Here is a 4481-nt window from a genome sequence, read left to right on the forward strand (position 1 = left end):
GAACGCAGGCTTCGCCAGCTGCTACAACAATTGCGTTACCGCAGAAATTGCTTAACTGACCGGCATTAGGGCAAGCCCGCTCCCACAGGGGATGGTGCTGGTAGCAATATTGAGGCAGCGGTGCGGTCGCGTTTTTGGGTAGGTAAGGCGATGGCCATTGCCAGCACGATCAACCCCAGATTGCGCGACAGCCCAATAATCTTCACTTCGACCAAATCGCTTGCGGAACGAACACCACGCCCTCGAACAACAAACGTGCGGTGCGCATCAACCCACAACCGGCCAATTGCCCTTCCTTCAGACGCAATTCCACGGTGAACTCCCCTGTCGGATGTTCAATCGACAACCGCCGCACATCCCCCTCGCCAACACTGGCCAACCCCGTCGCGACCGTGCCTTCGATCAAACAAGCCGCCGCCACACTGACCGCGCCAAAGACACCAATGCTGGTGTGGCAACGATGCGGAATAAAGCTACGGGTGCCCAGTGCCCCGCCCCCTTGCGCCGGCGCCACCAGGCACATTTTCGGTACGTTACGCAGGCTCACATCCCCCAGATTCATGCGCGGCCCGGCATGCAGGCGAATGGCTTCGATACGGGCCTTGAGCTCGACGTCGGCGTCCAGTTGCTCGGGGCTTTCATAACCGCTGCAACCCAGCGCCTGGGCACGGATCAGCACCACCGGCATGCCATTGTCGATGCACGTGACGTAAACACCGTCGAACATATCCAGCGCATTGCCGGTGGGCAGCAGCGCACCACAACTAGAACCAGCGACGTCCTCGAACTCGACAATCAGCGGCGCGGCCTGCCCCGGCACGCCATCAATGCGCGCATCACCCGAATAACGCACGGTTCCGTCCGGCGTGGGGACATGCGCCACGGCGATCTGCCCGGTGTTTTCCATGTAGATCCGCACCGGGGTTTCGTCGCCGGTCACCGCCACTAACCCGCGTTCGATGGCAAACGGTCCGACCGCCGCGAGAATGTTGCCGCAGTTCTGCCCGTAATCGACGCGAGCCTCTTCCACCAGCACCTGGGCGAACAGGTAATCAACGTCTGCCTCGGCGCGCGCAGAGGGTTTGATGATCGCCACTTTGCTGGTCAGCGAGTCGCCGCCGCCGAGGCCGTCGATTTGGCGTTTGTCCGGCGAGCCCATGACGGCCAGCAGCACCTGGTCGCACAGCGCCGGCTGATCGGGCAAATCACTCGCCAGAAAATACGCACCTTTGGACGTGCCGCCGCGCATCAGCAGGCATGGAATACGGGTTTGCCCCATGTTCAGTCTCCGAGCTCGTCGAGACTGTCGACATAGCGCAAGCCCTTCTCGGCCAGCCGGCCACGCATGTTGTAGATATCCAGACCTAATTCGCCCTTGGCCAGGCGCAAGGCCTTCTGTTCTTCCAGATCAGCACGGGCGCGGCTGGATTCAACGACCTGCGGCACTTCGGCGCGACGCACGATGACCACGCCGTCGTCATCGGCTACCACCACATCCCCCGGATTGACCAACTGACCACCGCATACCAGCGGCAGGTTGACCGAGCCCAAGGTTTCTTTGATCGTGCCTTGGGCACAGACGGCGCGGGACCACACCGGGAAGCCCATTTCGTGCAGCGTATGGGTGTCGCGCACCCCGGCATCGATCACCAGCGCGCGCACGCCGTGAGCTTTCAACGAAGTCGCCAGCAGGTCGCCGAAGTAACCATCGGTGCACGGTGAACTGGGGGCAACCACCAAAATGTCGCCGGGCCGGCATTGCTCTACCGCCACATGGAACATCCAGTTATCGCCCGGTGCGACCAGCACGGTGACCGCTGAACCGCTGATGACGGTTCCCTGTTGGATCGGGGTGATGTTCGACGCCAGCAAGCCCTTGCGGCCTTGCGCTTCATGGATGGTGGCGACGCCGAAACGTCCCAGCTCTTTCACCAGCGATGCCTCGGCACGGGGGATGTTGCGCACCACAATGCCGGTTTTTCCGATGTGTTCGCTCATCCCAGGTTCTCCGTCACACGCGGGAAGAGGCTCTGGTAGCCCTCGCCGTAAACGATATTGCGAGTCGAAGTGATGCCGACGTTGCGTTTGGCTTGCACGCCACGTTGCAGGGCCACACGGGTGTAGTACTCCCACAGGTGTTCCTGACCGGCCATGCACTGGATCGCCGCGTACTTTTTGTCCCAGACATCGGTGATGTCCAGCAGCACGTCCGGGCGCCATTCGCACTGTTCTGGCTGGTGCGGCTCGAAGCTGTACACCGGCGGTGCGCCGACGATTTTCTCGCCCGGGTTGTAGCCCTCGGCCTGGGCGATGATGCGCGCCTCTTGCGTCAGGTTCATGGCCAGCGGGTGGTCGTAGTTGTAGGGGTCTTTCAGCGAATGGCTGAGGACGAATTCCGGCTGGACCCGGCGAAACACATCCGCCAGGCGGAACAGCGTTTCCTTGTCAGCGCGCATCGGGTAGTCACCGATGTCGAAGAACTCGACGCTGGCACCGAGAATATCGGCGGCGGCCTGCGCTTCCTCGCGGCGTGCGGCTTTGACTTTCGACTCGGTCATTTCGCCCTTACGCCAGAGCTTGGCGGACTCACCGCGCTCGCCGAACGACAGGCAAACAATGTGCACGCTGTAGCCCTGCTGCGCGTGCAGTGCGATGGCACCGCCCGCACGCCAGACGAAATCGGCAGAGTGTGCGCTGACAACCAGCGCGTTATGGGATGATTCGATCATTGCGGGGGCTCCTCCTGCGGTTCGAAAGAGCATCGCACCGGGGCCCATCGACGGAGTAATGCGTTCGAGTGTTCGAGGTATGCGTTTTTTTTATTGCCTCCCCTTGAGCGCAGAGGCATAGTCCGGCTGAACGCGGATCAGCCGAGCATGCCCCCCATGGAAACCCTTGAACTTCCCAGCCTGATGCACGTGCGTGCCTTTGTCCGGGTGGCCGATCACGGCAGTGTGTCCAAGGCTTCGGTGGCGCTGTTTCGCGCCCAGTCAGTGGTCACCCGCTCGATTTCCGAATTGGAGGCGCGGCTTGATGTGCCCTTGTTCGAACGGCACGCCAACGGCATGCGATTGACCGATTTTGGTGAACGCTTGTTGCCCCGCGCACGGCGTGTGCTGGCTGAACTGGACAGCGTGCCGAGAATGCTTGGCGCCGGCGACAAACAGGCGGTCGAGCCGTTGTACCTGTTCCAGGCCCGGCGCCTGCAAGTGTTCGTCAAACTCTGTGAAACTCACCACATGCAGACCGTGGCCAGCCTCTTGGGCCTGAGCCAGCCTGCGGTCAGTTCGACGCTTAAGGTGCTGGAAAGCGGTTGTGGTCAAACCCTGTTCGAACGCACGCCGCGCGGGTTACAGCCGACCCGGGCCAGTCATGAAATCCTGTTTCCGATCCGCCGGGCGCTGAACGAATTGCGTCATATCGAAACCGACATCACTGCCATTCGCGGCACATTGCAGGGTGTAGTGCAGGTCGGCGCCCTGCCCTTGGGCCGCACGCGTATCTTGCCCGAAGCCATCGTGCGCTTGATGGCCGAACACCCCGGTATTCAGGTGATCACCAATGAGAGCCCGTTTGACTTGCTAGCGACGGAACTGCGTGCCGGCGATGTCGATTTCATTTTTGGTGCCTTGCGCTCGGCAGCGTATGCCAGCGACCTGAGCGGCGAGTCGCTGTTCAACGAAGACATGGTGGTGTTGGCGCGGCGTGATCATCCGCTTGCGACACAATCCGATCTGCACCGGGCGCTCGGCTCCACGCAATGGGTGCTGCCGCGCGCCGGCTCCCCCGCCCGAAAAATGCTTGATGAATGCTTTACCGGGTTCGGCATCGCCGCCCCACGGCCCGTGGTGGAAAGTGCCGACATGGCGATCATTCGCGGGTTGTTGCTGCGCTCGGACATGCTCGCGGCGGTGTCCGCCCACCAGCTCGAACAGGAGATTGCCTCCGGTGAACTGTGCATCCTGCCGCTGCGGCTGAAACACACCACCCGCGCCATCGGCCTGACCTACCGCAACGGCTGCCTGCATTCACCGGTGGCTCAGGCCTTGATGGACATGATTCGTCGGGTGATTCGCGAAGAAGCAGCCCTGTAGCAGCTGGCGCAGCCTGCGTCCGGCTGCGCAGCAGTCGTGATACCTGAATGCGCGTTCTGACTGACATACATAGTCGTCTGGTTTGGCGACTGCTACGCAGCCGGACGCAGGCTTCGCCAGCTGCTACAAAAACTGTGTAATCGCCATCGCGAGCCTGCTCGCGATGGCCGTAGCCCATCAAACGATGAGCGTTACAGCAAGCTCAGCGGATAGCTGATGATCAAACGGTTTTCATCAAACTCATTGGTGCTGTAATCGCGACGGATGGTCGAGTTGCGCCACTTGACGTTGAAGCTTTTCAACGGCCCGCTTTGTACGGTGTAGCCCAGTTCCGATTCGCGGCCCCACTCCTTGCCGTCGGTGACGGTGCCGGTGTGGATGTTGTCA

At 61.5% G+C, this 4481-nt stretch carries 5 protein-coding genes; 1 reads left to right on the top strand and 4 read right to left on the bottom strand.

Annotation, left to right across the window (positions count from 1 at the left end; translation table 11 throughout):
* Window positions 1-202 precede the first annotated feature (202 nt).
* The 3 genes from PMI22_RS08670 to galB are packed head-to-tail and all read right to left on the bottom strand — an operon-like array spanning window position 203 to window position 2729.
* Window positions 203-1279, bottom strand: coding sequence for a 4-oxalomesaconate tautomerase (locus tag PMI22_RS08670; RefSeq protein ID WP_007947388.1), 1077 nt, complete (start codon window positions 1277-1279; stop codon window positions 203-205).
* 2 nt (window positions 1280-1281) lie between these two features.
* Window positions 1282-1998 carry a 4-carboxy-4-hydroxy-2-oxoadipate aldolase/oxaloacetate decarboxylase gene (locus PMI22_RS08665; protein ID WP_007947389.1) on the bottom strand — a complete coding sequence of 239 codons (717 nt, stop codon included), beginning with the start codon at window positions 1996-1998 and terminating at the stop codon, window positions 1282-1284.
* Window positions 1995-2729 (bottom strand): 4-oxalmesaconate hydratase, encoded by a 735-nt coding sequence (galB, locus tag PMI22_RS08660; RefSeq protein ID WP_007947390.1) that lies wholly within the window; start codon window positions 2727-2729, stop codon window positions 1995-1997. Before galB ends, PMI22_RS08665 begins: the two co-directional genes overlap by 4 nt.
* A 156-nt stretch (window positions 2730-2885) precedes the next feature.
* Here galB and PMI22_RS08655 point away from each other — a divergent pair, with 156 nt between their 5' ends.
* Window positions 2886-4094, top strand: coding sequence for a LysR family transcriptional regulator (locus tag PMI22_RS08655; protein WP_007947391.1), 1209 nt, complete (start codon window positions 2886-2888; stop codon window positions 4092-4094).
* Window positions 4095-4285: 191 nt separating this feature from the next.
* Here the strand turns inward: PMI22_RS08655 and PMI22_RS08650 are convergent.
* Window positions 4286-4481: OprD family outer membrane porin (locus tag PMI22_RS08650; RefSeq protein ID WP_007947392.1), on the bottom strand; the 196-nt coding region annotated here is incomplete at its 5' end.

It is taken from the genome of Pseudomonas sp. GM21, assembly GCF_000282215.1.
Classification (GTDB): domain Bacteria; phylum Pseudomonadota; class Gammaproteobacteria; order Pseudomonadales; family Pseudomonadaceae; genus Aquipseudomonas.